Source organism: Streptomyces sp. NPDC001828 (assembly GCF_042892175.1).
Lineage (GTDB): Bacteria > Actinomycetota > Actinomycetes > Streptomycetales > Streptomycetaceae > Streptomyces.
In genome coordinates, this window is sequence record NZ_JBIATV010000002.1 from 136,377 (window position 1) to 161,051 (window position 24,675).

The 24,675-nt window shown below is 70.4% G+C and carries 23 protein-coding genes; all 23 read right to left on the minus strand.

Annotated features, from left to right (window positions below; translation table 11 throughout):
• Window positions 1–38: 38 nt before the first annotated feature.
• Window positions 39–1,088 (minus strand): enolase C-terminal domain-like protein, encoded by a 1,050-nt coding sequence (locus tag ACFYZA_RS07570; RefSeq protein ID WP_388488288.1) that lies wholly within the window; start codon window positions 1,086–1,088, stop codon window positions 39–41.
• On the minus strand, window positions 1,075–2,193 hold the full coding sequence (locus tag ACFYZA_RS07575; protein WP_388488290.1) for a hypothetical protein: 1,119 nt from the start codon (window positions 2,191–2,193) through the stop codon (window positions 1,075–1,077). Before ACFYZA_RS07575 ends, ACFYZA_RS07570 begins: the two co-directional genes overlap by 14 nt.
• Before the next feature lie 99 nt (window positions 2,194–2,292).
• On the minus strand, window positions 2,293–3,468 hold the full coding sequence (locus tag ACFYZA_RS07580; RefSeq protein ID WP_388488291.1) for an NUDIX domain-containing protein: 1,176 nt from the start codon (window positions 3,466–3,468) through the stop codon (window positions 2,293–2,295).
• Between the two features lie 71 nt (window positions 3,469–3,539).
• Entirely contained in the window at window positions 3,540–4,721 is a 1,182-nt protein-coding gene (locus ACFYZA_RS07585) for a M15 family metallopeptidase (protein WP_388488293.1), read from the minus strand.
• A gap of 132 nt (window positions 4,722–4,853) precedes the next feature.
• Entirely contained in the window at window positions 4,854–6,794 is a 1,941-nt protein-coding gene (locus tag ACFYZA_RS07590; protein WP_388488295.1) for an ATP-binding cassette domain-containing protein, read from the minus strand.
• Window positions 6,795–7,020: 226 nt separating this feature from the next.
• Window positions 7,021–8,136 carry a hypothetical protein gene (locus tag ACFYZA_RS07595; protein WP_388488298.1) on the minus strand — a complete coding sequence of 372 codons (1,116 nt, stop codon included), beginning with the start codon at window positions 8,134–8,136 and terminating at the stop codon, window positions 7,021–7,023.
• A 3-nt stretch (window positions 8,137–8,139) separates the two neighbouring features.
• Window positions 8,140–10,185 (minus strand): methyltransferase, FxLD system, encoded by a 2,046-nt coding sequence (gene fxlM, locus ACFYZA_RS07600; protein WP_388488301.1) that lies wholly within the window; start codon window positions 10,183–10,185, stop codon window positions 8,140–8,142.
• Between the two features lie 36 nt (window positions 10,186–10,221).
• Window positions 10,222–11,292 (minus strand): lanthionine synthetase LanC family protein, encoded by a 1,071-nt coding sequence (locus ACFYZA_RS07605; RefSeq protein WP_388488303.1) that lies wholly within the window; start codon window positions 11,290–11,292, stop codon window positions 10,222–10,224.
• Window positions 11,289–13,328, minus strand: coding sequence for a lantibiotic dehydratase family protein (locus tag ACFYZA_RS07610; RefSeq protein ID WP_388488306.1), 2,040 nt, complete (start codon window positions 13,326–13,328; stop codon window positions 11,289–11,291). The genes ACFYZA_RS07605 and ACFYZA_RS07610 overlap by 4 nt, the downstream gene beginning before the upstream one ends.
• A gap of 88 nt (window positions 13,329–13,416) precedes the next feature.
• Entirely contained in the window at window positions 13,417–13,602 is a 186-nt protein-coding gene (locus ACFYZA_RS07615) for an FxLD family lanthipeptide (RefSeq protein WP_388488308.1), read from the minus strand.
• Between the two features lie 127 nt (window positions 13,603–13,729).
• The gene (locus ACFYZA_RS07620) at window positions 13,730–14,197 is read right to left on the minus strand and encodes a DUF6082 family protein (RefSeq protein ID WP_388488311.1); all 468 of its coding nucleotides are present in this window, start codon (window positions 14,195–14,197) and stop codon (window positions 13,730–13,732) included.
• A gap of 74 nt (window positions 14,198–14,271) precedes the next feature.
• Window positions 14,272–14,847 carry a DUF6624 domain-containing protein gene (locus ACFYZA_RS07625; RefSeq protein WP_388488313.1) on the minus strand — a complete coding sequence of 192 codons (576 nt, stop codon included), beginning with the start codon at window positions 14,845–14,847 and terminating at the stop codon, window positions 14,272–14,274.
• Window positions 14,844–15,491 carry a hypothetical protein gene (locus ACFYZA_RS07630; RefSeq protein ID WP_388488315.1) on the minus strand — a complete coding sequence of 216 codons (648 nt, stop codon included), beginning with the start codon at window positions 15,489–15,491 and terminating at the stop codon, window positions 14,844–14,846. The genes ACFYZA_RS07625 and ACFYZA_RS07630 overlap by 4 nt, the downstream gene beginning before the upstream one ends.
• On the minus strand, window positions 15,488–15,970 hold the full coding sequence (locus tag ACFYZA_RS07635) for a DNA-binding protein (protein ID WP_388488317.1): 483 nt from the start codon (window positions 15,968–15,970) through the stop codon (window positions 15,488–15,490). The genes ACFYZA_RS07630 and ACFYZA_RS07635 overlap by 4 nt, the downstream gene beginning before the upstream one ends.
• Before the next feature lie 2 nt (window positions 15,971–15,972).
• Window positions 15,973–16,560, minus strand: coding sequence for a hypothetical protein (locus ACFYZA_RS07640; RefSeq protein WP_388488319.1), 588 nt, complete (start codon window positions 16,558–16,560; stop codon window positions 15,973–15,975).
• 96 nt (window positions 16,561–16,656) lie between these two features.
• Window positions 16,657–17,910 (minus strand): acyl-CoA dehydrogenase family protein, encoded by a 1,254-nt coding sequence (locus tag ACFYZA_RS07645; RefSeq protein WP_388488321.1) that lies wholly within the window; start codon window positions 17,908–17,910, stop codon window positions 16,657–16,659.
• 82 nt (window positions 17,911–17,992) lie between these two features.
• On the minus strand, window positions 17,993–18,637 hold the full coding sequence (locus ACFYZA_RS07650) for a GAF domain-containing protein (protein ID WP_388489376.1): 645 nt from the start codon (window positions 18,635–18,637) through the stop codon (window positions 17,993–17,995).
• Window positions 18,634–19,209, minus strand: a complete 576-nt coding sequence (locus tag ACFYZA_RS07655; RefSeq protein ID WP_388489378.1) for an ATP/GTP-binding protein — start codon at window positions 19,207–19,209, stop codon at window positions 18,634–18,636. Before ACFYZA_RS07655 ends, ACFYZA_RS07650 begins: the two co-directional genes overlap by 4 nt.
• A 64-nt stretch (window positions 19,210–19,273) precedes the next feature.
• Window positions 19,274–19,687: a DUF742 domain-containing protein gene (locus tag ACFYZA_RS07660; RefSeq protein WP_388488323.1), complete on the minus strand. Its 414-nt coding sequence runs from the start codon at window positions 19,685–19,687 to the stop codon at window positions 19,274–19,276.
• Window positions 19,684–20,202, minus strand: coding sequence for a roadblock/LC7 domain-containing protein (locus tag ACFYZA_RS07665; RefSeq protein ID WP_388488325.1), 519 nt, complete (start codon window positions 20,200–20,202; stop codon window positions 19,684–19,686). Before ACFYZA_RS07665 ends, ACFYZA_RS07660 begins: the two co-directional genes overlap by 4 nt.
• Before the next feature lie 73 nt (window positions 20,203–20,275).
• Window positions 20,276–21,847 (minus strand): ATP-binding protein, encoded by a 1,572-nt coding sequence (locus tag ACFYZA_RS07670; protein ID WP_388488327.1) that lies wholly within the window; start codon window positions 21,845–21,847, stop codon window positions 20,276–20,278.
• A gap of 26 nt (window positions 21,848–21,873) precedes the next feature.
• Window positions 21,874–23,775: a glycoside hydrolase family 15 protein gene (locus ACFYZA_RS07675; RefSeq protein WP_388488330.1), complete on the minus strand. Its 1,902-nt coding sequence runs from the start codon at window positions 23,773–23,775 to the stop codon at window positions 21,874–21,876.
• Between the two features lie 229 nt (window positions 23,776–24,004).
• Window positions 24,005–24,490 carry a DUF6415 family natural product biosynthesis protein gene (locus tag ACFYZA_RS07680; protein WP_388488332.1) on the minus strand — a complete coding sequence of 162 codons (486 nt, stop codon included), beginning with the start codon at window positions 24,488–24,490 and terminating at the stop codon, window positions 24,005–24,007.
• Window positions 24,491–24,675: the final 185 nt, after the last annotated feature.

The following is a 24,675-nucleotide window of genomic DNA, read 5'->3' on the forward strand; positions in this document are numbered from 1 at the left end:
TCGGCCGTGGACCGCTAACTCGCCCTCGTGTCGGGGCATTACCGACGCACCCCCATTCCGAGGCCAGGCCGGTCAGGAAGCGAGACATGGCCACCGTCCGGCCGGAGCGTGCCGTGCAGCGCCTGCTGCCTGCGGGGCTCCCATACGACCTGGTATTCCACCGCGCTCGCCTTGTCTGGGAAGGCGGCTGCCAGATGTACGGCGGGCAGGAACGCCCGGCCGTGCAGGTGTACAGGAACGTTCGCGTCGTGAGCGGCCCCCAGCCAGGTGCGCGCTTCGGTGATCCCTCCGCACCACACTGCGTCGAACGTGAACGCCTCCGGGCGGCAGTGCTCCAGCAGGGCCCTGGCGTCCTCCGCGTGGTGCAGCCGCTCGCCGAAAGCGATCCGAAGACCTCGCGCGTATTGCTTCAGGTATTGGTACGCGGCTTGGTCGGTGCGCGGGAGGGGGTCTTCCACCCAGCGCACCGTCTGTGGTGTGAGGAGCGGCGATATTTCCATGGTCCGCAGGTGTCCCCAGGTGCCCAGGGCGTCCACCGCCACGCTGTGCCCCGCCCATGTCGCCGCGCGTTCGGTCAGCACCACCATCTCGGCGGAATCGGCACCGCCGCGTAGGCCCCACTTAGTGAAGGCGTACCCCTCGCCGGCGGTCGCCTTGACGGACTCGGCGGCAGAGTCGGCAGACAGGTCCAGTGAGAGCCACGAGGCGTAGACCGGAACCCGCGGTGCGGGCCGGTCGGTGAGGAGGGCCGCGACCGGGAGGTCCGCGAGGCGGCCGTGCAAGTCCCACACCGCGCAGTCCAGCGCCCCGACCGCCCACCGGCCGAGCCCCGCAGCGTGCGGACCGAGCTGGGCCAAGAGCCCATGTACCAGGCCCGTGTGGTCGGTTACCGGGTGCCGCAGCGCGCTCTGGCCGAGCCGTGTCGCTATGAGCGCGGCGGGCAGCTCGTCGATCGGGGCAAACACCCCGCTCACGCCGCGGGCCTCGACCACTACCGCGTGCCGGCTGTCGCCCGCCTTCCTGCCCGCCACGCTCTCGTCGAGGCGCTCGACCCGCACCCGCTCAATGACCGCGTCAGCGAGGGTCATCGACCAGGGCCTCTCCTGCGAAGGTGAAGTACCACAACGGCCGATAGCACTCCCAGCCCACCGGCCGCAGTCCGGTCGTCGTCATGGCTCGCTCGATCACCGTGCGCGCCTTCAGGTAGAACTCCAGGCTCTCTGCGCCCGGAGTCCGCATCCCCTGCATGATCAGGTTGTGCGCCTGGAAGACCTGGATGTTCGGGAACGCGGTGACTTCACCCGCCAGTTCGTTCACCCCGCGCTCAAGGTCATCCATGGGGTCAAGACCGACGATGTAGGTGTACGAGGTGTCCAGCCCCGACTTGCGCGCTCGGGACAGAAGGTCCGGCATCTGCTCCGTCCGGAGATCGGCCTTGGTCGCCTTCATCAGTGCCTCGCGCCGGGTGAAGTGTTCGGTCGTCAGCCGGAGCACGAACGGCGACACCTGCGACGCGATGGTCTCGAACGCCTCGTTGCTGCGCAGCACGGAGGTGAGGAAGCCGATCCGGGCCGTGACGCCGGCCCGCTCCAGGGCGGGTCGCAGGGCGGTCAGGTGTGCGACGGCCGCGCCCTCACGCTCGAAGCAGCCGGTGGAGACGGTGACCTCCTTCAGCTCGGCCAGGTTGCGTCGGGGGTGCTGCTCGCGGAGGGCCCGCAGCAGGGCAGCGAGCCCCTGGTCCTCCTGCATCCTCGGGTCGGCTGCGGCCTCCAGGGTGTTCGGGCACCAGCCGCACCCGACGCACCGGCTGCGGGCGTTGGGGTTGAGGGTCGCCGCCCGGCCGTGGTTGCGGAAGTACCCGCCGACGGCCTCGTCGGCGTCGATGCGCTCGACGTGCGCGACCACTGAACCGTTCAGCGTCAGCTCGTCGCCGCGGAGCCGGAACGGACTGGCCGGTTGGTTCAGCGGGACGATGATCTGCCACTCGATATCTGGGCGGCGTACGAGGCGGAGGTTGACCCGGGCTCGGTGACGGTCGTGCTCGGAGGTGATGCCAAACAGGTTGACGGCGATCAGCAGCACGTCCTCGACGGGGAACCCGTGGCGCAGGGCCGCCTGTTCCAGGTCGCGCAGTCGGTCGGAGCCGACGGTGCTGGCCGCAGGTATGGGCCGGTGTACAGATAGTTGCGGCATGAAGGACTCCAGCTTTGTGGGGAGTGGTGTTGCTACCGGCTGTGGCACGGACGTGGTGCCGCGGGAAGGCGGCGGTGGCGGCTGTCGCGCAGGCGGCGCCTACTTGGGAGCGGCGAACGCAGTGAAGTGCGCCGGGGGGTGATCGATCGGGAGATCGGGCCGCCAGGAGGTGAGGATCTGGGCGCTGCACACGAACAGGCCGTCGGGAAGCTGATCGAGCGGGTACCACGCCCAGTCGCCGACGCTCTCCTCCGGCTGCGTGGCCGGCTGGCCTTGCCAGGCGTGGACGAGCGCACCGACGGTGACCCGCAGGACGCCTTCGACGTGATCGACGAGGGTGCCCAGCAGTTCAACGTCTCCGGTCCGGGCAACCAGGCCGGTCTCTTCAGCGAGTTCTCGAACGACCGCGTCCTCGAAGGACTCCCCCGTGGCTTCCACGCTGCCGCCGGGCAGTTCGAGGGTGCCGCGGCGGTGTCGGCCCAGCAGGACGCTCTGCTCGCTGAGCAAAATCGCTCCGACGCCGACAGCCGCGTGGGCGGCTGGCGCTCGGGTGCTGCGGGGGCGGCTGGAGATGCGTACCGGCTGGTCGGGGAGGCGCCGGGCGCAGATGAGTTGCTGGATTACGGTGGCGTCCTCGTCGGGGTGCGGGAACAGATCGATGGCGTCGACGCGGAAGCCATTCTCGACGAGCAGGTCCTCCCACAGCTGCGGTGCCAGGACCCACATCTGGGTCGGCAGCGGCGGATCGCCGCGCAGCAGGATCATCTGCTCGCGCGACGCCACCTCGGTGGACGGACCGTGACCGTGCAGGTCCGTGTGCAGGAGAGAGAGGATCAGAGGGGCGCCGGGACAGAGGCCATCGCGCAGCGCGGACAGCGATCGGTGCGGATCGATGAAGGCGAGTGTCCCCACCGCGTACGCGGCGTCGAACGGTTCGGCTCGCGCCAGGTACTCGGCGACATCTGCGTGGACGAACTCCACCCCGTCTACGCCTGCGTGGGAACTGACTGCACGCTCGTGCTGCGTCGGGGACAGCTCGATGCCCGTGACGCGCGCTTGGTGGGCTTGGGCTAGGTAGACGGCGTGATGGCCGGCTCCGGACCCGATATCGAGAACGCGGCGACCGGCGACGTCACCCAGGACCTCTGCTCCCGGCCCGATCCCTTTCCAGGGCGTCCAGCCGAGCTGGTCGGGGATGGGCGGGGTGTAGGCGCGAGCGAGCTGTCGCTGGCCATAGATCTGCCAGGCCCGGGTGTTGGTGTCCTCAGCGGGCACGATTGCCTCCTGGTGGCCGCGATCCTGATGTTCGGAGCGGGTGTTGGGGAAGTGGAGAGCGCGACGGTGCGCTAGGGCAGTTCGATCGGTCCGTACCGGGCGTGCGGCTCTCGGCGCATCAACGCGTCGTACCGGTCCTGCGCCGAGAAGTGCCAGAACTCGGTCCCGTAGTTCGTGAAGCCCGCGCTCTCCATAGCGTTGAGCAGCAGAGCTCGGTGATGGCGCGCTTGTGCGCTGAGGTTTGCGGCATGCGTGAAGCAGGCACCGTCGCTCTCCTCCGGGGAGGCGTTGACTCGGGTGCCGAGGTCGAGTTCGTGACCGTCCTGGTCGACGAGGGTCACGTCCACGGCCGCGCCTGCGGAGTGCGGCGCAATCTCCGGCGGCGACACGTACCGGCTGGCACCCTGGTGCAGCTGCTCAGGTGTCCAGCCGGGGTGGGCTGCTTTCAGCTCGTCGCGGTACTCACTGAAGTAGCGCTGCTGGAGAGAGAGCGGCCGGTAGCCCTCGACGAACAGCAGGTCTGTGCCGGCGGGCAGGAGCGAGCGGGCGTGCTTCAGCCGGGCGAGGACGCCTTCACGAACGTGAGCGAATGCGCCCAGCGGGTCTTGCTTACGGGGGTCGACCCGGAAGTCGTGATCGCGTACATCGACGAGCGGTTCGCCGCACTCGCGCACCGGGATCGCCGCGACCTGCGGATCGGACATCAGCACCAGAGGGGTCATTGCGTCTCCCTGTGACGGCTTGTACTGCGGTGGTGGGGCGGCAGCCGGATCGGTCTCACGCACGATCCGGGCGACGGTGTCTTGCAGAGTGCTGTCGGCGGGGATCACGGTCTCCAGATCGCCGGGCAGCAGATCCAGCTCCCGGTACCAGGAAGTGAGGTGGTCGTCGGTGACCTGCTCCAGATAGGCGGCATCCGCCTTTGATGCGTGGCGGGCCAGGGTCGTTTTCAGCGGCACGTCCAGGTAGTAGCAGCTGGAGACGCCGCGGTGGTCCCGCACCAGCGACGTGATCATGTGGCTGTAGCGATCGGCGTACAGGATGCCTTCGAGGACGACGTGGAAGCCGGCGTCCAGGGCGTGACGCACGATCCTGCCGAGCAGCGCGATGTTGGTGGCGCCCGGGGTGTCGTGCTCACGTAGCACGTTCCGGCGGATCACGTCCTGCCCGACGACGGCGACGCCGCGGCCGTAGTGATCTCGCAGGCCCTGGGCCACGCTCGACTTGCCCGACGCCGAGTTCCCGCGGATCACTACGAGGCAGGTGTCGGGGCGTCCGACCCCTGTTGCAGGGGACGCATGGCGGGGTGCGGCTGGATCTTGATCGGGAGAGGGCACGTTCTCTGCCTTCCGAGACGGTGGCTGGGCGGGTGTGCAGGGGAGCGTTCAGGAAGAGTCACCGCTCATTCGACGCTGCAGATCCCAGAGAGACTGGAACAGCCCTGGCTGTTGCGTGAGTTCGGCGTAGGTGCCCTCTTGAACGATCCGGCCTTCGTCCAACACCACGATGCGGTCGGCGACGGCCACGTTCGTGAGCCGGTGGGTGATCAGCAGGACGGCTCGGTCCTTCGCGAGTTCGCGCAGGCCGGCGAAGATCCGGTGCTCGGCGCGGGCGTCGAGAGCGGCCGTGGGCTCGTCCATCACCAGCAGTGACGCCTGCCGGTGGAACGCCCGGGTGAGAACAAGGCGCTGCCACTGTCCTCCTGAGAGCTGCTGTCCGCCGAACCACTCGCTGGTCAACAAGGTGTCGAGACCTGAGCGAAGGCCGGGAAGCATCTCTGCGGCGCCCGATGCCTCGCACGCGGCCAGCAGGGCCGCGTCGCTGGTGTCGCCCTGCCCGAAGGTGATGTTGTCGCGCATCGCCAGCGGCAGGTACGTGAACTTCTGCGGTACGAGCGCGACGTGCTCCCACGATTTCCAGGGGTCCAGGTCCGTGGTGGAGGCGTGATCCCAGGCCACCTCGCCTGCGGTGGGCAGCAGCAGTCCACACAGCAGGCGGGAGAGGGTCGTCTTGCCGGAGCCGTTCTCCCCGACCAGCGCCACGATCTCGCCCCGCCGCACATGCAGGGACACTTCGCGCAGGCTGTCCTTTGGGGCACCGTCGTAGCGGTAGGTCACGTCACGGACTTCGAAGCGTTCCGGGGCCGCGGTCACGGGTGCGGTGCCACGGGAGTCGGCCATGGCCTGTCCGTGGGCGTTGTCGAGGAAGTTCTGCCAGTCCTGGACGTACCAGCCGGTGCGGACCAGGCGGGCGCCACCGGTGATGATGCCGCGCACCGAGCCGGTGGCGGTCTGGAGGGCGAAGACGGCGCCGCCGCCGGCCGCAACGCTCATGCGTCCGGAGGCCAGGAGCCACAGCAGCGCCGCCCACACCGCGGCCGAGGCGACCCCGCCCGTCATGGCACCGGCGAGTCCCATCCAGGCGCCGGTGTTCGCGGCCTTGCGCTCGGCGGCGTTGACCGAGGCGGCCAACCGGCGGTACCGGCCGATCAGGAAGGGACCGGCAAGGCAGGCGCGCATCTCCTCGCTGGACTCCTGGTAGGCCATGTGCCACCGCAGTTTGCCGAGCATCCGGCGCCGGCCGGAGGTCTCCAGACCGGCGAGGTAGATCACGCGAGCGGAGCGCACGTACGCGGCAGCCTGCGGCAGGCAGGCGAGGAAGAGCAGGGGGAGAAGCACGGGGTGCAGGACGGTCAGGACGGTGGCGCCGGCGGCGAGGGTGGCGGTCGCCGCAAGGACGTCCTGCGCCTCTTCGACGAGGTCGGGGGTGACCTGCGCGCCACGATCGGCGATGTCGTAGGCGTCGTTGTAGCCGGGCTTGTTGTTGGCGGCCAGTTCCGCGCCAAGCGCGGCCTCGATCATCGTCACTTCCGCGGCCCGGCCCAGGACCGGACGCAGTCGGCCGGTCAGCCAGACCACGGTGATGCCCAGCAGCGCGCGAAGGCCCGCGGCGGCGGCGATGACGGCCAGCTGCGGGGCGGCGTCCCACAGCCGTTCGGTGATGTCGCCCGAGGCGATCAGGGCATTGATCGTGCCGGTGACGGCCAGGAGGCCCAGGGCGGCGAGGACGCCGGTTGCGATCTGGCACGCCAGGAGCCCGATGGTCGCGCTGCGGTCCACGCGCCAGGCCATGTGCAGCGAGCGCCGCACGAGCGCGGGCAGGCGTCGGGCCATGGTGCGGGAGGTCAGCAGGGAGCCGGCCTGCAGTCTTGATTCGTCGCGGTAAAGGTATTCCTCTTCTCGAACACCGAGGTCCTGCGGTTCGGTGTCCGGCGTGGTTCCCTTCTCCGGTTGCGGCGGCTGATCCTGCGTAATGGCCGAGGTCATCGTTCCCCCTAGGACGGTCGCTGCGGCTGAGTCGTGAGGTCTAACGACGCGGACGCGATATCGAACACACGGCATTCGGTCGTGCTGGGAGACGCGGTATCTCCTGCAACTGCGGCCTCCGCCGATGCCCGATCCCTGGTCCGGCTTGGGGCGGCTGCGGGCAGAGGTTGGCCGAATCGCCGACAACGCCAAACCGCGGCCGACGGGTGGCGGCCCCGGCGGGCTTTCACCCCGGCCTGGGGGCCGGTTGGGACCGCAGCAGCGCCTCCAGCTGTGTCTCCGCCTGCGCGACTGCGCCCGTCAGGGACTCGCGGTGGTCAATGGACAGGACGCCGGATCCCAGCCCGGCTGCGGTGACCACCGTCTTCAGTTCGTCTGTCGCCCGGTCGCCCAAGGCGGCAACGGCAACGGGGTGGCCCAGTACCTCCCGGGCGGCGTAGGCGTCGAGGCGGGCAGCCTCGGCGAGCGCCGAGGCGAGTGCGCTGGTGGGCGGCCCGCCGGCGTCGAGGTCCAGGGCTGCCAGGCCCGTGCGGGTCTGGAACACGGCGTACGGAGCGGGCCCGGGGGCGGCCAGGAACGAGGCGACCGCCCGCTGAGCTTGGTCGAGGTCGGAAACCGGTGCCGCGCCGGGGTGGCAGTGGGCACGCAGGAGGCCGGCGACGACGCTCTCCCAGGGCTCGGTTGGCTGGGTGGTGTCGATCAGGTCGCGGGCCTGCTGGTCCAGGTCCTGCTCCATCAGGGCCATGATCTTGATCTGGCGGCCGTCGAGGAGGCGGTTGCCGATGCCGCGGTGCCGGGCCATCGCGTCGGCGGCCTCGGTCCAGCGTCCGTTGCAGGCGAGGGCGCGGGCACCATCCACGAGCACGGAGACGTACAGCTCCTGGCACACCGTGCGGTGATCTTCGTCCGCATCGGTCAGGGCCGAGAGGTCGACGGTGCAGCCGTCGATGTCGGCCTTGGCCCGGTGACGGGCCGCGTCGCTAAGGGTCTGCAACAGGCTGTAGGCGCGCTCGCCTTCGCCTGCGCGGGTCTGCAGCCGGGAGAGGTTGACCAGCGGCATCAGCGACATGATGGCGATCTGTCCGCTGAGGCGCCCGGCGTCGGCGAAGACCTGGTGCTGACGCCAGCACAGAGCCTCCGCCTCGTTGGCCAGCCCGATGTCGGAGGTGATGAGCGCGGCGTAGTTGAGGACCCCGCAGGCGCGGGCCACCAGATCGTGGTGGCTCGCACCCGCGGGTGCGACGGTCAGCCCGGTGATGTGGTTGATGCGCTCCTCCAACGGGAGCGCGGGTGCCTTGGTGCGGCGGACCAGGGGAATGCGGCTGGCTATCGCGGGGATCATCGGCTAGCCCTTGCGCGCCCAGTCGATGGCGAGTCGGCTGTAGGGCTTATCGACGACGAAGCGCGGATCGTGGGCCGTCAGCCGGTCGCGCGAGTCGGCGACGGCCATCCGAAAGCCCGGTTCGGGGGCGTCGTTGCCGCCACTCGAGTCCCAGGCGCGGATCTCGTCCACGACGCGCTCCGCGAGGGCGGCGCCGCCCGAGCCGTGGCCGATGACGCCGACCTCCCAGTACCGGCCCTTCTCGTCCTCGCCCTCACGGATGGTCAGGTACGCGAGGGATCCGCCGTCCAGGGCGGCCATGGAGCCCCAGCCGAAGTGCGGGGTGAAGCCGGTGCGCTGGCCCGGCAGGCGGGAGAGGCCGTTGGGCAGCACGCAGGCGAGGTACAGGTACAGCCACTCCCAGGCCGAGCCCTGGCGGAACTTCACCCCGGTGTAGAGCTTGGTCTGCTGCTGGTCGAGGACGGTACACAGGGCGTCGCGGTCGACATCCTGCTCGCTGAACGTCTCCAGGCGCACGTTGCCGTCGCCGGCCATCGGCACGAGGGTGTAGACGTCGTCGCAGACGCCCTTGCGCAGCGGGATGAAGGTGGCCATCTCGCAGGAGACGGTCTTCCACGTGTCCCCGTCGCGTTCGAAGGCGAAGCTCCGGGAGATGCTGCCGCGGATCCGCATCGGCAGGACCAGGCGCCCGCCGGGGGCGAGCTGGTCGAGGATCTTCACGGGGACGTCGCCGGCGCCGACGGTGAAGATGATCCGGTCGTATGGGGCGTGCTCGGGCAGCCCGGCCGCGCCGTCGGCCATCACCGCGGTGGCGTTGTCGACGCCGGCCTCGGCGAGGTGCTGGCCCGCGCCGGCGACGAGGTCTTGGTCGACGTCGAGGGTCCACACCTGCCCGCCGGGGAAGACGATCTTCCCGAGGAGGGCGGCGTTAAAGCCGGTGGCGGCACCCGCCTCCAGGACCTTGTGGCCGGGCTGCGCGCCGAGTTGTTCGAGCTGGGTGGCGACGATGGACGGCGCGGAGATGCAGGAGATCATCTCCCCGTGCTCGTCGTGCTTGATCGGGACCGCGTCCTCCTTGTACGCGCTCTCCAGGTCGACGCCGGGCAGGAAGGCGTGCCGGTCGGTGGTGCGGAAGGCGTCGATGGCCGCCTTGCTGCGCAGGTGTCCGCTGTCGACGAGCCGCTGGGCGAGGGCTTCGCGCAGCTGGGCGGGGTCGGTTTCGGGTGTCACGGTGGTCTCCATTCGAGGGAGGCTAGGGTCCGCCGAGGCGGATTTGCGGGTAGACACGTCAGCGCCTTCTCCGGTGGAGAAGGCGACGCGACGACCGAGCCACGCGGTGGCGGCCTGCACGTCGGCAGGCACGCCCGCGCGGTTGAACGCGAAGATCGCGTGATGGGCGATGACGCCCCGGATTCCCCGTATCAGTCGGCCGTCGGCGGCGAGCCGGCGCAGGCGTCGGCCGGCATCCTCGAACGCCGCGACCCTCTCGCCCCAACCCGCTTCCGCGTCCGGGCGTCGGGCGGCGTCGGCGTTCATCAGCCGTCGCATCGCGGAGACGGCTTGTTTCAGCGCGGGCCCCTGGGGCGCGGTGACGGGGTGCCGCAGGGCGGCCCATTGGGCGTAGACGTCTCCGGCTTCGAACGGGTCGAGCCCGGCCTCGCGGATCATGGCGGACAGCAGCATCACGCTGCGCTCGCGAGTACTGGGGGTACCAGTCTCGGCGAGTGCGGCCGGGCTGTCGGCGCAGAACACGTCGTGCGCGACCGCCATGCCTTCGGGACCGCCGAAGGCACAGGTCTCCGGCTCGTAGACCCCGCCCGTCCAGCCGGTAACCACGCGATCGACGACGAGCTGGTCCAGCAGGCCGCCGACGGGCTGTTCAGTGCGCAAGCGCACGCCGGCGTCCTTGCGCAGGAAGTGGAAGCGGTGCCCGGCCAGCGCGGTCGCCAGAGCCTGTGCGGCGTCCGCATGTGGGGCGGGGAAGGCCACGGAGGCGTGCCACCAGAACGTGTTCGGGGGAAGTGGCAGGTTCTCGTCGTCGAAGGACATGGGCAGAAAACTCCTTGCGAGGCGGCGGGGCGAGGGTCAGGTGAGCAGAAGGACGCGGGTCCAGCCGGCGACGTCGGTTGTGTTCAGGGCGAGTTGGGCTCCGGCGCGGCCTTCCATGAAGCCGGGTTTGGGCAGGCGCTCCCAGTCGGCGGCCAGCCGCCGGTGGAGGTCCTGGATGATCGGGGTGAAGCGTGCGGGTGCCACGCTGTCGGCGGCGACCGCGCGGGTGAGCACCAGCAGCCCGGCCCACCCGTGGCACAGGGTCGAGTCGGAGATGCGGGCTAGCCGCAGCGGATCGGTCAGGAGGGCCTCGACGCTGTCCTCGGCCACCCGGCGGCGGTCGGAGTCGCCGAGAGCGAGCGCGGCGAGCTGCTGGGCGCGGGCGATGCCGGGCTGGCCGTAGCACCAGGACTGGCGGGCCGGTTCAGCCGCGGGCGGCTGGGCGGCGTCCAGGTGGGCTGCGATGGACCAGTAGTGGGCACCGTGCCGCTCCAGCCAGGTCGCGAACGTGCCGACGGCTTCCTCGTGGCCGGGGACGCGGACTCCGCAGCGCAGGGCGAGGGAGAGCACCGCCAGGGGCCCCGCGATGCCGTGGGCCATGCCGTTGTTGCCGTGCCCGCCGGCCATGTCCTTCCCGTCCGGGCCGACCGCCGACCACCACCCGGGCAGCAACCGGCCGTTGCTGCGTACGGGGTGGGCGAGCGCGACCAGGCAGGTGAGCACGTCGGGCAGCCGGGGCGCGATCGGGCGCCGGTCCAGCAGCAGCGCGGCGAGTCCGGTCAGCCCGCGGATGAGGTCCCATTCGGCGAGGTGAGGCAGTGTGCCGGCCGCCTCCCGGCGGCGGGCGGCGGTGAGCCGGGCGTCCACGACGCGGTCGACGGCCGCGCGGACGTCGTCACCGGCCCCGTGCGCGCGGGTCAGGACGAACTCCAGGGCAGGGGCGCCGTGGAAGAGGCTGGCGTTGCGGCCGGTGCTCACTCCCCGGGCGGTGGCTTGGGTGAGGTGGTGGCGGGCGGTGGATAGGTCCCGGCGCTCGATGTCGAGCAGGGCCATCCCCAGGGCGCCTTCAGACAGGTCCTGCGTACGGGGCACCGTCGTCGTGGTCATGAGCGCCTGGCCAGGGGGACGACGATGCTGTGGGCGCGGTCGCCGATCCACCCGTCGGTGTCCGGCGGGGGTGCCTCGTGCAGGGTAGCGATGCCGAAGGGGCTGGCGTCCAGGTGCGCACGCAGGAGGTCCAGGTCGACGTCGCGGGTGAGGTCGAGGGGCAGCTGCTGGTCGTCTTCGGCGAGCAGGACCCGCTCCGGAACCCGGAACCGAGCACGCCAGGCGTGGAGTTGGTCCGCCCACTGCTGGAGTGGTGCGGTGCGTGCGGGCAGGGTGCCGCTGCGGATCTTCCACCGGGCGGCGGTCAGGATGGTGCGCCGGTAGGTGAGGGCTGGAGTGAAGGGCAGGGTCCAGGCGGCACCCCAGTCGAACCAGGTCACCTGCGGTGAGGCGGCCCGGCTGATCTCGCCGAGGAAGCGTGCCATCGGCGGGGTGTAGTTGTTCCACAGAAAGTTGATGGCGGTAGGGGCCAGCAGCTCCAGCGGCTTGCCCGTCGCGGACTCCACCAGCCGGGGGCGGCCCCCGGTGACGGACACCGCGAGGTCGCGGGGGAAGAGGACGTGCGGGGCAGGGCGGCGGAACTCGCCGACGCTGACGACGCGCGGCAGGACCTGGGGCGCGCGGGTGAGCAGGTCTGCGGGCACTCGCCCGGCATGGAAGCTGAGCTGCACGAGTTCCGCCTCCGCATCGACGGTCGGTAGGTCCGTGTAGGCCGCCCCGGAGCCGGGGAACAGGTGCCAGAACCGGCCGGTCATCGATCCAGCCGAGCGGGAGACGGTCAGCACGCGCAGCCGGAAGTCGCCCCGGTCAAGCGCCGGAATCGAGGCGGCCTGGACCTGCGCGGCTAGTTCGAGGTGGGGTGCCAGCTCGCGGGCCTTGTCGCCGGCCGCTGCCTCCAGTCCCTCGATCATCGCCCCCGTCACCGCGACGGTGCGGCTGCCTTCGGCGGCAGCTGCGCCGGCAAGCTCCAGCAGCAGGCGGTCGCGTCGGGACATCGGCCGAGGCGGTTCGCTCGCCGTGACGAATCCCGCCGGGAAGCCCATCCCTCGATCAGGGTCCGTCACCAATTCCACCGGCACTGTCGTGTTCTCGCCGTAGCGCTCGGCGAACTGCTCGATCCACCGCCGCCAGGTCGGCGTCCCGGTCGGGTGGGTGACCAGGCGCGCCAGGACGGTCGCCGCGGTCTCCGCCTCGGTCAGAACCTGCGCGGGCACCCGTACGTCGGCGTCCAGCCGCACGTCGCACGCTGTCCGCAACCCGGCTGCCTTGGCGCGCGCCGCAGGCGGTAGGACGTCGGTGGCGTCAGCGGTGGTGGCAGGCGCGCGCAGCGAGGAACGCAGCACCCTCACCCGCAGCAGTTCACCGAGCAGCCGCTCGCGCGCGGTGCTGCTCACGGTGGGGAACTCCGCAGCCAGCTTGTCGGACAACTGGCGGTACCCAATCGGCGATCGGGCCAGGTCGAGTACGAGACGCAGCGCGGGGCTGAGAGCGAGGCGGTACTCGGCGTCGCCCTCGGAGGGTACGTGGATGTGCTGGTCGCGCTGTTGGATCTGGGTGTTGACGCAGACCTCGGCGTCGTTCATGCGCGCGGCGTTGCTCTCCCAGGCGCTGAGCATCTCCTCGAGCCCGACCGGCTCGGGGCGGGTCACGGTCTGGTGCTCGTCGCCGATGCGAACGGAGGTGGTCTGTCCGAAGTGGAGTGGAGCGACGCCGGCGAACAGCCCGTACGGGGTGGAGCGGTGGGCGTAACGGATCGCGTAGCGGGCGGTGGACAGCGCCGCCCGGCGCATCCTCCGTACCTTCGGCGTCCGGCCGTCGATGATGGCCTGTATCTGGTCTGCCAGATGCTCACTCGCCTGCGACACGGTGCGGCGGAAGGCGGGGTCGCTCCATACCGTGCTCAGCCACGCCCGCCACTCGTCCCCGGTCGTCGTGGACGTCGGCCAGGGCGGCATGGTGGGCTCGGTCGTGTGCACCGCGGCGCGCAGCATCGCCTGCCCCGCTCCCTTGTACAGACTGGGCCGGTGCCGTGTCATCAAGGGCTCTCCTCTTCTTCTGCTTGGTGGCCGGGGCGGGCCGGACGGGGGAGGCCCCGTCCGGCCCGCGCTGCCGGGGTGATCCGGCTTACGAGGTGGTGCAGGCGCTGGGGCAGGAGCTGCCGCAGGTGTCGCCCGTGCTGCACATCAGCACCGTCTCGGCCGCCGGCGTGCCCTCGATGAAGGTGATGTCGAGCCCGAACGGGTCGGCATCGGTCTCCGCGACGTTCGCCTGCGCCGGAGCGGTCGGCCTCTCGGCCTGGATGGCGGTCATGTCTGCCTCCTGGGAGTCGGTGGTGCGGGATGCCGGGGACCGGTTGGGCCCCGGGGTCTGCTGCCGGACGGTGGCGGGTGGCCGAAGCCGCCCGCGCGGTCGCGTCCGGGAGTCGAGGTCCTGCCCGTCAGGCTGCTGCGGGCTGCGCTTGCGAGTTGTTCTTCGCGGCCTGGTCCAGCACGCGGGTGAAGTGCTCGGCCCGCTCGTCACCCTCGGCCTCCCGGGCCCGGAGGTCGCCGAACCGGGACCAGTAGCGGCGGCAGACGTCGCTGCTCATCACCATCGAGGCGAAGAACGGGAGGTGCCCGTCGCGGACGAAGCCGAGCCGGTCGCGGAGGCTGAGCGAGCAGATGAGCTGGTTGGCCTTGAGCAGCTGCATGTACTCGTCGACGCCCATGTCCTCGGGCGCCCAGAGCTTGGCGAGGTCGGGGTTGGTGGACATCTGCTCCAGCCAGGCGAGCTGGTTGCGCGCGACGACCGCCTCGTTCCGCTCGGCCTGGTGCCGCGCGTCCTGCCGGAGCCGGGCTACTCCGGCCACGGCGGTGGTGAGGGAGACGGCAGCGCCGGCGGTGAGCACGGCGGTGGTGAGCTTCATCGGTAAGCGATCCCTTCGTAGAGCGGAGTTGCGGCCGGATGGCCGGCTGTGGGTGAAGGTGGGCGTTGGCTCATTCACGCGACCCTCGCCAGAACGTCGGTCGGGGCCTCGTCGGTGCAGTCGACGGACATGTACCGGCGGCGCACCGCTTCCAGTGCGACGGCGAGCGGCGGCAGACCGGCTGTGGTCCGGCGGGCGTCGACGGACTCCGGTGCGCGCAGCGGGCATAGCTCGATGCTGTTGGCGCCCAGACGGTGTTGGGTGCCGTACTCCTGGTCGTGTCCGTGGTTGACGAGGGCTCGGTCGTGCAGGTGTGCCCAGTGCTGGACCGGCGCGTCGCCGTCCTGGACCGCGCGCTTCAGCAGGGTGGCGGCGGCGCGTTGAAAGGCGGGGTCGTCGTCACTGTGCAGGGCGATCGTCCACGCGGCACGGGCAGCATCGGGGCCGACGAGTCGGTGGCCGGGCCAGTCGTGCTCGGCGAGGATCCGGCGCAGCACGGCGGTATTGGCGTGCTCGGTGTGCCTGCCGCGCCCTAGCTGGACGGCGTCGAGCTGGTCGCGTACGCGCTTGGCGCGGTGCGCGGCAGATTCCGCGGCACGCGCGATCAGCTCGCGGGCGAGGTCGGCCCGCTGAGGTTCGTCGGTTGTCACGCGGTGCTCCGATCTCTCTGGGTCAGCTGAGGAAGATGAACCCGGCAGTTGATCAGCGCGCCGAGCCGGGGGCGGTGCTCGGCGTGCAGTTCGAGGCGGGCGACCTCATCGGCCTGTCCGCGCCCGGGGCCGTACAGGACCCAGCCCATGTCGATGAAGCGGTTGAGGAGCTGGGCGACCGGGGCGGGATCGGGCAGTTGGCGGGTGGGCACTTCTGCTCGTACGTGGAGCAGATCGTGGCGGGCTGCGAAGTCGGAAGCCCACAAGGTGATCAGCCGGGTGACGTCGTCCGGGTGGCTGGGCAGCGTGTAGAAGCTGCGGAGGAAGAGGCACGGCCCCTGGCCCCAGCCGAGATCCGGGGTCTGTTCGGGTATCAGGCAGGCCAGCAGCTTCCCGTCCTCGAACAGCCCGGCGGAGCCGGTCTGCGTCTTGCGGAACTGCGCGGGGATGTCGGCGCCGGCAGGGAGGGGCAGGCTGCGCAAGGCGAGCCAGTTCTGTCGGTCTTGGACGAGAGCTGCGGCTTCGTCGCGCTCGGCTGCGGTCTCCAGCGTGCGCATCGTGTAGATGTCGGACGCTCGCGTCGGCGTGAACGGGACGGGAAGGGAGCGGTCTTCGCTGACCGTGTGAATTTCGGACCGGGTCACTGGCGCGCTCCGCTTCGTGTGGCGTGAGCGCCTCGTGAGACCGGCAGGATCTGCCAGCTGTACGCCAGCACCACCAGCTCGCGGCTGTCCTGTGCGCCGACGTCGAGGAGGAGCTGGTCGAGGGCGCCGGACAGGTCGGCCGGGGCGAGGCGGGCGGCGAAGGCGATGTCGCGGGGCAGGCGGTGCTCGGCCACGGCGGTGAGCAGACGCATCTGCTCAGGGCTCAGTGCCGGTGCGGGCTGTTTCGGCGTCGGAGCGGTTGCGAGGCCGGTGTTGAGCAGGCGATGGACGAGCACGGCCAGCGGTGATCTCTGGGGGCAGTGCAGTTTCAAGCGCAGGGTGGTCAGTGCTTTTGTGACTGTGCCCAGTGCAAGCCCGGTGGCGGAGGCGATCTCCGGGGCGGCCAGGCCGTCCACGAGTAGTTGGGCCAGGCGCTGTTCGGATGGGGTGAGGGACGGAGTCGGGGCGGGGGCGGTCATGGTCAGGCTCCGAACTGGAGGGCCGTTGCGAGTCGCCGGGCGGTGTTCACCTGGACTGTTCCGAGGGCGATGGCGGGTTCCTGATCGCACCGCTCGCAGTACGCCAGCTGGCGCATGTCCACGAATCCGCCGCGGGTGGCCTTGGTGAGCACGCGGTCGAGGCGGTCGTATACCTGTGCCGCGTCGGGCCAGTCGGGGACGTCCGGCAGGTCCGGCTGGGGAGGAGCGCCCAGGGCCACGGCGAGCCGGTCTGCGTCGGAGATGGAGAGTTCTCCGAGCTGGATGGCTGCGTTGTGCACCCTCGGTTCGAGGGCGTCGCTCAGGCCATGCGCCCGCAGGGCGTCCCGCAACGCGGAAGCGGCCTTGTAGGCGCGCCGCATCGACTTTTGGATCAGGCGGGACAGCTCGGTCGCGGTGCCCGCGTCGATGTCGTTCAGACTGATGTGCGCTTGCTCTCCCTCCTCCTGGACGAGACGAGAGCGCAGGTCGCCGAGTCCAGCGGCACGTAATACGCGGTCCAGATCCTGGGCGGCGTCTGCTGTTTCCTGGAGCGTGGCAGGCGGGGCGAAGAGCGCTGCGGGGCGGGACATGTGAACTCCGGATGTTCGATCGAGAGCAGTAGGAAGAGCAGTTGCCGCCCTACGGGGGCACCGGTTCGCGTGCACGGCAGCGCTCGAATTCAGGGCTTATGCGGCGTTCGGGCCTTTTTGTTCCCATGGGGAGGCGTGCGTGAGGGTTTGGGACCACTGGGTACGGTCTTCGCCGAAGGCGGCGTCTGCGAGGCGTATTCGCTGGACTTCTCCGGTTCCGGCCGGCGGGTAGGTGTGCTGGATGTCCCGCCACAGGCGCTGGAGGAGGTAGTTGCCGTCCAGGGCATGCGCGCCGTGTAGCTCCATGGCGTCCTGGGTGGTCTGCATGGCCCACCGGTGGCCGAGGTACTTGCTGTTGATCAGTTCCGCATCGCAGGACACGCCCTCGTCGAGGAGGTGCACGGCCTGGTAGGCGAGGATGCGTGCGGCGCGCAGGCGGGATTCCATGCCACCGACGCGGTCGCGAAGGACCGGCAACTCGGACAGGGTCCTGCGGTAGCGGGGCCGGGTCTTGAGGCGCTCGGTCGTGGCGGTCACGACGGCCTCGTGGATACCGAGGCTGACGGCGGCCAGGTTGGGGCGGCCATAGAGGATGCTGCTGCTCTGCGCCACATCCAGGCCCTGGCCGAGACCGCCGAGCACGTTGTCCTGGGGAATGCGGACCTGGTCGAGTTCGAGGCGGCCGGCGGAGAAGCCGTGCAAGCCCAGGCCGCCGCGGTGATCGCCAAGGGTGAGGCCGGGGCGGTCGGACTCGACCATGAACGCGGTCAGCGCGGTTGAGGTGCTCGTCCCGGCCTCGGCGGTGCGGGCGACGACGAGGTGGGCGGCGGCGAGGTGGCTGTTGCCGACGTGGCTCTTGCTGCCGGTGAGTACCCATTCGTTGCCGGTGCGGGTGGCGGTGGTTTCGATGCCGCCGATGTGCCCGCCGGCGTCCGGTTCCGTCACCGCGATCGACAACAGGCGCGAGCCGTCGGCGACTCCTGGTAGCCACCGTTGTTTCTGCTCGTCGGTGGCGAAGTTGAGGACGGCTCCGACGGGGATCAGCGTCGCCTGCAAGATGGCCGCGACGGATGCGGAAACGCAGGCGGTGCGGTGAACCAGGACGGTGCGCGCCACGTGCCCGGCGCCGAGCCCACCCAGGGCTGCCGGGATGGTGACGCCGAACCAGCCCCGCGCTGCCATCAGTTCGGCGAGCTTGCGCTCCACCCGGCCGGGTGCATCCTCCATGCGATCGATGCGGGGCGTGACCTGTTCGGCAGCGAACATGTCCGCCTCGGCCCACAGCAGTTCGTGGCGGGCGCCGAGGTAGGGGCGCAGTGCCGGTGGCGGCGTGATGGACAGGGCGGGCATGGACGTCTCCCTCTGCGTGGGCGAAGGTCACTCGGTGGAGCGGCCGGTTCTCGCGCGCTCTCGGGTGGTGCGGGCCGAACGGCTAGCGCAACGACGAGCGGGTAAAGCCGTCCATCACCTGGGCACCGGAGCCGATGACGATGCCCTGGATCCGGCGCGCATCCTTCAGGGATCGCTTTTCGGGGTCGATCACGCACACCGTGCCCAGCACGATGCCGCTGACGTGGATGAGCGGAGCGCCGAAGTACGCGCAGATGCCGACCGCGTCGACCACGTGATTGCCGCTGAAGCGAGGAGAAGCGTGCACATCGGGCAGCGGCAGCGCCTTCTTGCGGGACACGACCTCGGGGCACCAGCCGTGGTCGCGACGCATGGTGCGGCCGACGATGACGTACCCGCTGTCCGCCGGCGGCTGGTGCAGCCCGACGAAGGTCTGCTCCTCCAGGAACAGGTTGACGAACCCGTACAGGAACCCGGCCTTCTCGGCCATGTCGGTGGCGAGCGCGTCGCAGTCCTCGCTGGCCGTGGTGGGCACGCCCAGCGTCCTTAGCAGTTCGTACCGCTGGGCCAGCTCGCTCGGCTCCTGGACCTGCCGTTCCGGCGGTGTGGCGCTGTCGGGCGGCACCAGCTCCTGAGGACCCTGGTGCAGCACCCGTTGCCGTAACGGCAGCGCGGGCGGAGCGGGCGGGGGCAGAAGGCGGGGCGTGTGGGGCTGGTACGACATCAGGCGTCCTGAAGGGTGATGGTGGATGGGGCGGAGATGGGATCTGCCGGGGTGTTCCGTGCGGCGTGGCCGACGAGCGCGAGCAGAAGACCGGCGACGTGGTTCCGATCACGGGCGTCACAGGTGAGAACCGGCACCGACGAGTGCAGCCCGAGGGCGTCGCGTACTACTTCGGGATCGTGGCGCTCGGCTCCGTCGAACTCGTTCACCGCGATGGCGAAGGGAAGTTGGATGTCCTCGAAGAAGTCGACGGGGGCGAAGCTGCTTTCGAGACGGCGGGTGTCGACCAGCACGACCGCGCCGACGGCCCCGCGGGAGAGGTCGTACCAGAGGTCGCCGAACCGATCCTGGCCGGGCGTGCCGAACAGGAACAGCTCCAGGGGAACGGGCCCGTCGGGCAGGCTGGTCCGGCCGAAGTCGAAGGCGACCGTGGTGGTTTCCTTGCCCTCGATGCCTTCGAGGCTGTCCACGTCCGTGCTCGCCTCGGTCAGGTACTCCTCGGTGCTCAGCGGCGTGATGTCGCTGACCGCGGCCACGGCGGTGGTCTTGCCCACGCCGAAGCCCCCGGCGATCATGATCTTCAGCACGGTCGGTGTACCAGCGTGCGCGGGCGGCGTGGGCCGCAGCCCGGCGTGGGGATCATCCGGCCTGGCGGTAGGGGATGGCATCGGGGAACTTCCTCTTCAGGCCCACGGCGAGGGCGGTCAGTAGATCGGTGGTGGGGCGTTCCTCCGCGTCCGGATCATCGGCGCCGTAGGCGGAGGTCACGGAGATGACCAGGGCCTCGGCGTCCAGGAGGTCCGAGACGAGGATCTTGACGGCGGTGACGGGGCGAGCGAGCTGTCCGGCCAGCTCGGTGACCGAACGCTGGTGCTCCTGGCACAGGGCGAGGATCTGCTCGCACTCCTCGGCCTGGCGCGGACCGGGCCGCCCAGAGCCGACGCTCAGCACGGTGTCCAGGGCCAGCAGGTGTCGCGGCCGGGTGCGCCCGCGCGTCAGCGTGTAGGTCCGCACGAACGTGGCGTCTTCGTCCGCGCGATCGTGGGCGCTCACCGGGCCTCGTCGTCCGAGCGGTCGCGGACCGGGATCTGCATGTAGGTGGCGAACTTCTGCACCAGGCGCCCGATTTCGAAGCCGACGTTGCCCGCGTCCGCATCCGTGGTGGTGACCACGCCCAGGACGGTCTCCGTCACCGTTTTGCCGCCGGGGTGGTTGTCGAAGGCGGTGCTGCCTCCGGCGCTCTGGACGAAGATGAGGCAGTCGTCTCGTTCGATGATGACCTGGCTGGCCGGCCGCTTCTGCTTGCTCGGGCCGGTGAAGTTGTTCGCGATGGAGGCGATTCCGCTGATGCCGGCCGACAGCTTGTCCGCCCAGTCCTTGTCGACCTCGCTGTCCAGCAGCCGCAGCCCGTCCCGTGACAGCAGGACGGCGTGCGTGACACCGGCGACCTCGGCGACGAAGTGCCTCAGCAGCCAGTGCATGTCTCCGCGCATGCCGCTGGCCGTCCTCTCCGCGTGCGGTGCGGATGTGTCCTCGGTCAGGGTGTCCATCTCGGCGTGGCTGCTCATGGGATTTCGCTCCAGAGGGGGAAGGCCGGCGGCCCTGTCTGGGCCGTTGGGGAGATGAGGGGAAGTGCGGGCGTCAGGGGCGAGTGGGCCCGTCTGGGTCGAGGAGGATGGCGGGGTCTCCGCCGGCCTGTACACCGCGGCGGAAGGCGCCTGCCAGTCCCGGTCTCGGCGCAGCCGCGGGAACGTTCTCCCGCTCGACCGGCGGACGAGCCGAGCCGGGCTGGCGTGTTCGCCGTGGCAGAGCGGTGGCAGGAGCGGCGTGCCCGGCGCTTTCGGCCGAAGGCGTTGTCGTGGCGGTCGGACGTCCGCCCGGATTTGTAGACGGGGCCAGCGCCGCACCGGTCTGTCCTGGGGGCGGACCGGCGGGGCGGACGTCGCGGCGGGGGCTCACGGTTCCCGCGGGCTCGATTGCCACGAGGAGCCGCTTCGGGATGACCACCTGCGCAGTGGTGCCTCCCATGGCGTTCTCCTGGAGGTGCACGGACAGGTTGTGCGACTGGGCGATCTTCGCGGCGACGAGCAGCCCGAGTTGCCCCGCACGCACCTGAGCACTGACGTCGACCTCGTCGGGGGCTTTGAGCAGGCGGTTCATCTGTGCGCGGGCCTGAGGAGACATGGGGATGGCCCGGTCTTCGACCTCGACGACGAGTCCGTTGGGCACCCGCTCCGCGCGCACCATCACCTTCGTCACGGGATCGGAGGACTCGCACGCGTTCTCGATCAGTTCGGCCAGGAGGTGGGACAGGTCCGGGCCCACATGTCCCGGAAGGCCCAGCTGCACGCCCACCGAACCTGCCGCGACCACGACCCGCGGGTACTGGACCACCTCCGATACTGCACCGCGCAGCGTGATCGTGACCGACACCGGCTGACGGGTGCTGCGCAGGGACTGCCCGCCGAGTACGGCTGTGCTCTCGACTTGCCGACGCATCCGGGTCACGAGGTGATCGATCCGGAAGATCTTGTCCAGCAGCTCCGGGTCGTCCGTCAGTCTTTCCAGCTGGTTCAGTGCCTCCAGGGCCTTGCCGACCAGGGCGTGTTCCCGCTGGGCCAGGCGCCGCAAGACCTGGAGGAGGACGACTGACTGGGATTCGTCGTGCACACGGATCAGCGCCGTGACGGCCTGCACCTGGAGCGCTCCGAGCGCCTTGCCGATCTCCGCCGTCGCTGCGGCCGGCGCAGGCATCCGCCTTTCGGGCAGCGGGGGCCGGGCCCCCCGGCACAGCTCGTCCGCCGACCACAGCACCGACTTCTCCACAGCCGCCGCGTCCCCGGCGAGGGCGGCCAGCTCTGCCGTCCACTGCTGCTCCGAGGCTGCCGCGTTCCCGGCGAGCACGGCCTGCTCGGATGCCTGCCGCTCCTCCACGGCCGCCTGAATGGCGCCGGCTGCCGTGCGCGCGACGCGTGCCGCCACTCCGGCGATGGCGGCCAATCCGCAGAACGTGCAGACCAGAAGCCACCCGGGAGACACCGCTGCCGTCAGCCAGGCGATCACGGCACCACCCGCCAGCGCCGCAAGGAGCAGGAGCGGCAGCATCACGGCGCGACGAACACGACCCAAGGTGAAGGAGTCGATCTGGGGGACGGCCCGCCGTCTGCGGTGACCGGTCGCTGCCGGCCGTGGCGGGAAGGCGCTGTCAGACATGAACATCCTCGTCGGTGGGGGGTGGGCTAGGCGTGCTGCGACGTCCGGTCCGGGCAGGCCGGTTGCGACCTGCGCGAGGGAGGCCGGAGGGCAGGAGCAGCAGCCGCGCCAGGGGCCGCGGCGCGCTGTGCCACGAGCCGGCGCAGGAGCCGGGCGCTCTGAATCAGGCCCATGTGGCTGAACGCCTGCGGGAAGTTGCCGAGCTGGCGCCCGAGCGCGGGGTCGTACTCCTCGGCCAGGAGCCCGAGGTCGTTGCGCAGCATGAGAAGGCGTTCGAACAGGTTGGTGGCCTCGTCAAGGCGGCCGGTCAGGGCCAGGGCATCGACCAACCAGAACGAGCAGAGCACGAAGGCGCCTTCATCACCCTTCAGGCCGTCGACCCCGGCGCGGTCACCGATCGTCGGGTACCGGCGCACGAGCCCGTCCGGCGTGCCCAGCTCCCGGCGCACCGCGTCCACGGTGCCGATGACGCGCGGGTCATCAGGCGGCAGGAAGCCCGTGCTGGGGATGAGCAGGGTGGCCGCGTCCAGGGCCGCCGACCCGTAGGACTGCGTGAAGGTATTGCGCACCGGATCGAAGCCCTTGGTGCACACCTCGTGGTGGATCGTCTCGCGCAGCTCGACCAGGGGCCCCAGCTCCATGGCCAGAGCGCCGGCCTCGATCAGGCGGATGGTGCGGTCGATAGCCACCCAGGCCATGACCTTGGAATGCACAAAGTGCCGACGGGCCCCGCGGATCTCCCAGATCCCCTCGTCGGGCTCCTGCCAGCGCTGGACCAGGTGCTCGACGAGCCGCTGGTGCAGGACCGCGGTGTCCGCGCAGTGCGCGACCCCACTTTGATGCGCGAGGTACAGGGTCTCGATCACCTCGCCGTACACATCGAGCTGGAGCTGGTCCGCCGCCCCGTTCCCGACCCGCACCGGGGACGATCCCTCGTACCCGGGAAGCCACGGCAGCTCCCGCTCGCGCAGATCACGTTCCCCCATGATCCCGTACATGATCTGCAGGTTCTCCGGATCGCCGGCCACGGCCCGCAACAGCCAGCGACGCCACGCCCGCGCCTCCTGCCGATACCCGGTGCCCAGCAACGCGGCCAGCGTCGTGGAGGCGTCGCGCAGCCAGGTGAACCGGTAGTCCCAGTTCCGGCCACCGCCGATCTCCTCGGGTAACGACGTCGTCGGCGCCGCAACGATCCCGCCGCTCGGCCCGTAGGTCATCGCCTTCAGCGCGATCAACGAACGGATTACGGGCTCGCGGTAGGGCCCGTCGTAGGCGCACGCCTGTGTCCAGTCCTGCCAGAAGGCGAGCGTCTCGGCGAGCGCGGCCTCCGGGTCGGGAACATCTGGGGCTGCGGCATGGGACGGGCACCAGCTGAGCACGAACGCCACGCTCTGCCCAGCGGCGACCGCGAAGGCACTGACGACGACGCCGTCCTTCTCCACCTGCTGGACACAGGTGTCCAGCCACAACGCGTCCGCTCCGGCCTCCGCGACCATGCGCCCACCGACCTCGTGAATCCAAGGGCTGACGCTGCCGTACCCGGGCCGCGGGCGCAGGGCCGAGACCATCTGTACCTCGCCGGTCACACCCTCGACCATCCGGATCACCTGCGGCGCCCCGTCGCGGGGCGGCATGAAGTCGAGGACCCGGACCGCCCCCGTCGGGGTGCGCCAGACCGACTCCAGAACGAGCGAGTCACCTCGGTACCGGCGCTCGGTGACCACTTCCTCGGCAGACCGGCCGGGCGACGGAGCGGGGGCGAGCTGCCAGGAGCCGTGCTTCTGCGTGCCGAGCAGGCCGGCCAGCACAGCCGGCGAGTCAAACCGAGGCAGGCACAGCCAGTCGATCGAACCGTCGTCGCAGACGTGGGCGCTCGTCTGCGTATCGCCGATCAGGCCGTACTGCTCGATGCGCGGAAGTCGATTCATCGTGTGGATCTCCATAGGCCCCGAGGATCCGGGGATGGCTTCAGGGCCGCGGTGGCGGCCGGGAACGGTAGGGACGTGAGGCTCTGGTGTCACCGAGGCGGAGAAGGTGTGTCCTGCGCCGGCGGCGACTCCTCGCTGGCAGCGCAAGGAGGGGAGGTGCGCTGGCCCCGAAGAACCAGCCAGGCCATCGGTACGAGGACCAGTGCGGTGACGATCACTCCGTCCGTGGTCATGTCCGTGGCACCAAAGCGGCCACCACCAAGACGACCAGGGCGACCGCAAGGACCACCCCGCGAAGGGTGTTGACCGGCGGCTTCCACCAGCACCGTCGGCCCGTCGGATTCGCTGACACGACCCTCACGGCCGCAACGAGCGCCTGGGTTGCCTCAGCCAGCCGGACGAGATGCACACGGCTGGGCATGTAACCGTCGGGCACACCCTCCGAGGCGAGCTGCTGCGCGCTGCGCAGGGCTGGCGCTCCGGCCGGTACGAACAGCCCGAGTTGGCTGATGTGACCGCGAAGGCGCCGCGCGAGTTCCTCCACGTCGCTGGCGCTCTCCGGCAGCGGCGACGCCTCGTCCAGCACGAGCGCCACCGTCTCTGCCGCGGCGACCGTTGGGTTGCGCTGCGGGACTCGCTGCACAACGACTCCACCCGGCCTGCTCGGCGCGACGCGCTGGCCGGCATCTCGATGGGACAGCAATGGCAGACGCATAACACAACCCCTCTTCACATCCGGCCAACCGGCTCTTGCCACGACTGGTGCAGGGCACATCGGGTCCTCCCAGGTGGACGATGCGGCTGATCGCGGCATGCGGCACCAGTCACGCCACTGATCACTTGACGTGACTGCGCAGTGACCAGCGAACACCGCTCCGTAAGGGCGTGGGAAGGACTTTC

Excerpts from the sequence above, each read along its gene's own strand:
- fxlM (WP_388488301.1), bottom strand. The coding sequence starts at position 10,185 with ATGTCCTTCGACGACGAGAACCTGCCACTTCCCCCGAACACGTTCTGG.
- ACFYZA_RS07670 (WP_388488327.1), bottom strand. The coding sequence starts at position 21,847 with ATGTCTGACAGCGCCTTCCCGCCACGGCCGGCAGCGACCGGTCACCGC.
- ACFYZA_RS07590 (WP_388488295.1), bottom strand. The coding sequence starts at position 6,794 with ATGACCTCGGCCATTACGCAGGATCAGCCGCCGCAACCGGAGAAGGGA.
- ACFYZA_RS07605 (WP_388488303.1), bottom strand. The coding sequence starts at position 11,292 with ATGACCACGACGACGGTGCCCCGTACGCAGGACCTGTCTGAAGGCGCC.
- ACFYZA_RS07610 (WP_388488306.1), bottom strand. The coding sequence starts at position 13,328 with ATGACACGGCACCGGCCCAGTCTGTACAAGGGAGCGGGGCAGGCGATG.
- ACFYZA_RS07620 (WP_388488311.1), bottom strand. The coding sequence starts at position 14,197 with ATGAAGCTCACCACCGCCGTGCTCACCGCCGGCGCTGCCGTCTCCCTC.
- ACFYZA_RS07665 (WP_388488325.1), bottom strand. The coding sequence starts at position 20,202 with ATGAGCAGCCACGCCGAGATGGACACCCTGACCGAGGACACATCCGCA.
- ACFYZA_RS07680 (WP_388488332.1), bottom strand. The coding sequence starts at position 24,490 with ATGCGTCTGCCATTGCTGTCCCATCGAGATGCCGGCCAGCGCGTCGCG.
- ACFYZA_RS07570 (WP_388488288.1), bottom strand. The coding sequence starts at position 1,088 with ATGACCCTCGCTGACGCGGTCATTGAGCGGGTGCGGGTCGAGCGCCTC.
- ACFYZA_RS07635 (WP_388488317.1), bottom strand. The coding sequence starts at position 15,970 with ATGACCGCCCCCGCCCCGACTCCGTCCCTCACCCCATCCGAACAGCGC.
- ACFYZA_RS07655 (WP_388489378.1), bottom strand. The coding sequence starts at position 19,209 with ATGATCGCCGGGGGCTTCGGCGTGGGCAAGACCACCGCCGTGGCCGCG.
- ACFYZA_RS07575 (WP_388488290.1), bottom strand. The coding sequence starts at position 2,193 with ATGCCGCAACTATCTGTACACCGGCCCATACCTGCGGCCAGCACCGTC.
- ACFYZA_RS07595 (WP_388488298.1), bottom strand. The coding sequence starts at position 8,136 with ATGATCCCCGCGATAGCCAGCCGCATTCCCCTGGTCCGCCGCACCAAG.
- ACFYZA_RS07675 (WP_388488330.1), bottom strand. The coding sequence starts at position 23,775 with ATGAATCGACTTCCGCGCATCGAGCAGTACGGCCTGATCGGCGATACG.
- ACFYZA_RS07640 (WP_388488319.1), bottom strand. The coding sequence starts at position 16,560 with ATGTCCCGCCCCGCAGCGCTCTTCGCCCCGCCTGCCACGCTCCAGGAA.
- ACFYZA_RS07615 (WP_388488308.1), bottom strand. The coding sequence starts at position 13,602 with ATGACCGCCATCCAGGCCGAGAGGCCGACCGCTCCGGCGCAGGCGAAC.
- ACFYZA_RS07645 (WP_388488321.1), bottom strand. The coding sequence starts at position 17,910 with ATGCCCGCCCTGTCCATCACGCCGCCACCGGCACTGCGCCCCTACCTC.